This window comes from Brachyspira sp. G79, assembly GCF_002379365.1.
Taxonomy (GTDB): domain Bacteria; phylum Spirochaetota; class Brachyspiria; order Brachyspirales; family Brachyspiraceae; genus Brachyspira.
This window is the reverse complement of record NZ_JQIU01000008.1, coordinates 514,875-517,328: the sequence shown is the minus strand read 5'-3', so window position 1 is coordinate 517,328 and position 2,454 is coordinate 514,875. Positions and strand designations below refer to the sequence as shown.

Below are 2,454 nucleotides of genomic sequence, written 5' to 3'. Positions count from 1 at the left end.
TATATTAAATCCCCACATCAATAAACTAGACAAAGAAAATATAAATAGATTCTTTTTATTATTTACAATATCAATTCTTAATCTGTATAATGACCAATAAAGACCTAACAAAAAAGATTTAATAAAATCATTAAAAATAGAAACACAAAAATAATATAATTTCTTAAAAACTATAAAATTACAAAATACAAATATTAATGTAGCAATAATAAAAAGAATCAATATAGAAAAAGACTTTATATTAAAAAATAAAAGTATAAAAAATACTATTATTAAATCAAACACCCTTTCAATAAAAGCCAAACTTAAAGACATTCTCCAAGAACTCTTTGTTAATCTTGAAAATATAAAAGTTCTTACTATATCTGATATTCTAAATGGAAAAAAGAAATCTATAAAAAAACCAATAAATGTACTTTTTAAATATGGTTTTATAGGCTTATTTAAATACGGATTTAAAATATATATAGTTCTATAAGCTCTTATTATATTTCCTATAAAAAATAATATGATTGATAATATAATATATTTATTCATAATTATTTAAATAATTCAAATATTTTGTTTTCTTTTACTTTTAAAAATTCATCAACTGTTCCAAATGATATATTAAAATCACATTCAAAGTTTTTAATATTTCCATTTTTTAATGGTTCAATATTGTAAACACCGCTTGTAAAAAACTCAGAATATGAACAATTTTCCAAATATTTTTTACTTACATCATCAAATAAAGAAATATTTCTAAATCCATATACTCCTGCTATAGCATCATTACTGACAACCTCTTTTTCTCTAGTCCCTATTATTTTATTATTTTCATCTTTAATTAAGTAACTATAACAAGGTTTATCAGATTTAAATGTCAATAAAAATCCATCTAAATTATTTAACTCATTTTGATTTATTCTAAAGTCTTCACTATAAAAACAATGATCACAGTCATTAAAGATAACAGGATAATCATTATCTATTAGTTCAATAGCCGATCTTGAAGTTAGAACAGCTCCGGGAGGAGTTTCATCTAAAAGTTTAATTTTAGCATCTGGAAAAAAGGATAATATTTTATTTGATAATATATTATCTTTATTATGTTCTTTAAGTCCTACAAATATTAAATTTGAATATTTATAATATTTCACTAAACTCTTAGCAGAATAATAAAAAAATGGGTATTCCTGTATTTCAATCAATGGCTTGGGTACTTTATATCCCAAATTATAAAATCTAGTTCCAGCACCTGCCATTGGTATAACTATGTTTATCATTTTCACCTCTAATCTTTAGCTTTCAAAATTATTAAACTTTCACCTATCAACAATGGTATTTTTATATTATTAATAATTGGGATTTTCTCTAATATAGAAAATATTTCATTAGCACCTTTTAGAGGATATTTTTTAAATACATGGCTTAAATAACTTAGAGTCAATACTTTCCAAAAAGGTTTAAATTCTATAATTTCAAATCCCGCTCTTTTAGCAGATTCATAAATACTTTTTTTATTAAAATAATATACATGTTCTAATTTATAGTGAGACCATTTTGATCCCATAATTTTACGAGTGATACTATCAGTATTAGGAGTTGTAATCACAATATACCCCCCCCCGTACAATTCAATAATTCTTTTGATTTAATTAAAGTCTCTATAGGATCATCTATGTGTTCAAACAAATCATTCATAGTAATTACATCAAAAGTATTTTTCCAATTGCATGTTTCAACTGTACCATGATATATTTTATCATCACCAAATTTTTTCTTAGCTATATCACTTCCATTTTTGCTTAACTCTATACCATATGAATCAAATCCCATTTCATTAGCTACTTCAAGAAGATATCCTAAACCGCATCCAACATCCAATAATTTACCAGAGTTTTTATAATTTAATACACTTTTTATAACTCTTTTAAACTTTTCTTTTTTCATAGATATAAAAGCTTTATTTTCACTTCCCCAACCAACATAATTATCTGTATCATATATTTTTGATTTATCTTCTTCCGTTAATCTAGGATATAAAAATTCTAATCCGCAATTTGGACATAAAATAACCTCTCTATTACCTATATCACTAATATTGCTGAATAATACTTTCATTTCACCCTCATATAGGCAAGCGTTACATTTTAATTTTTTATTCATTTTAAACCTCTGTATTCAATAAATTTTCTTGATTAAGGCATATTTCTTTTATATAATATACATTTATTTATTTCCAAATCTCTATCAGTATTATTAAATAGTATTTTTATTTTTTCTGGTGTATTATTAAATCTCCAAGTATTAAAATATCCTATTGGAATTAAATATTTATTATATTTACCATATTGTAATGTAATAACTTTATTATCTTTATAGTCTTCATCAGAACCTTTCCAATATATTAATGCATTATCAAATAAGAAATCATCAGGAAGTTCAATAAATAAATAATCAAAATTTGTA

At 22.9% G+C, this 2,454-nt stretch carries 5 protein-coding genes; all 5 read right to left on the bottom strand.

The genetic code is table 11. The features are described 5' to 3' along the window. Positions 1-537: lysylphosphatidylglycerol synthase domain-containing protein (locus KQ44_RS03725; protein WP_143277872.1), on the bottom strand; the 537-nt coding region annotated here is incomplete at its 3' end. Between the two features lie 2 nt (positions 538-539). Continuing rightward, positions 540-1,268 (bottom strand): dolichyl-phosphate mannose synthase, encoded by a 729-nt coding sequence (locus KQ44_RS03720; protein WP_096736292.1) that lies wholly within the window; start codon positions 1,266-1,268, stop codon positions 540-542. 8 nt (positions 1,269-1,276) lie between these two features. Next, complete coding sequence (locus tag KQ44_RS03715) at positions 1,277-1,597, bottom strand: methyltransferase (protein WP_096736291.1); 321 nt, start codon at positions 1,595-1,597, stop codon at positions 1,277-1,279. Next, positions 1,594-2,151, bottom strand: coding sequence for a class I SAM-dependent methyltransferase (locus tag KQ44_RS03710; protein ID WP_096736290.1), 558 nt, complete (start codon positions 2,149-2,151; stop codon positions 1,594-1,596). Before KQ44_RS03710 ends, KQ44_RS03715 begins: the two co-directional genes overlap by 4 nt. Before the next feature lie 32 nt (positions 2,152-2,183). Then, positions 2,184-2,454, bottom strand: a 271-nt coding sequence (locus KQ44_RS14400) for a hypothetical protein (protein WP_168171251.1), incomplete at its 5' end; no start/stop codon positions are given.